Below are 711 nucleotides of genomic sequence, written 5' to 3' on the forward strand. Positions count from 1 at the left end.
CTCCTCAATGTCAATTACCTGCATTTCTCGCAGTTCTCCAGTATCCTGCTTGATATAAGTTTCTGTTCCTACTACCTTGACTTTCTTGCGGGTTACTGCCATTTGTTTTTCCTCCTTGCTTGATATTGATATAGATAATATCATATCGAATTATATAAGTCAATCATACTCAATGTTATCAAATCATATCAAGATTTACCAAAAATCATATCAAGCAAAATAGCGATAAATTCAGTAATATCAAGGCATTACAGGTTTTTACCCCTTTTTTCACTCTTATCTTGTATTAGCGGCAGAATCATCGACCGCCACTTCAAGGGGTTTCGTGGGGGCTTTGCCCCCACCGCCCCCAGCAGGGAGCAAGCCCCCTGCACCCCTCGCTCGCCGCTAGGCAGGCGGTCGGGTTCACCCGACCGCGGGGCAAAAGCGTCCTGCTTTTATCACGGTGCAAGGGCAAGCCGCTACGCGGTCGCTGCGCGCCCCTTGCACCTTCATTACAGCAATACCCTTCAGACGCTCTCAGAGGCTCGCTATGACGTTTTAATGCGCTCCCTTATACTGAACTATGGACAGACGCAAAATAGACGCTCTACGGGGCTATGAAGCGTCAAGGGTCGCCATCGGCGACCGCGTAGCGGCTTGCCCTTGACGCGTGACCACCCCCAGACGCTTTCATGCAAGGGGAACGGACACGTTCCCCTCTGCCCAGCG

1 protein-coding gene is annotated in these 711 nt (G+C 50.4%); it reads right to left on the reverse strand.

From position 1 onward, the window contains the following. The coding region (locus HMPREF9334_RS11925) for a replication/maintenance protein RepL (RefSeq protein ID WP_342626178.1) at positions 1 to 144 on the reverse strand (144 nt) is incomplete at its 3' end. Between the last annotated feature and the right edge of the window lie 567 nt (positions 145 to 711).

The organism is Centipeda infelix ATCC 43532 (genome assembly GCF_000234095.1).
Taxonomy (GTDB): Bacteria; Bacillota; Negativicutes; order Selenomonadales; family Selenomonadaceae; genus Centipeda; species Centipeda infelix.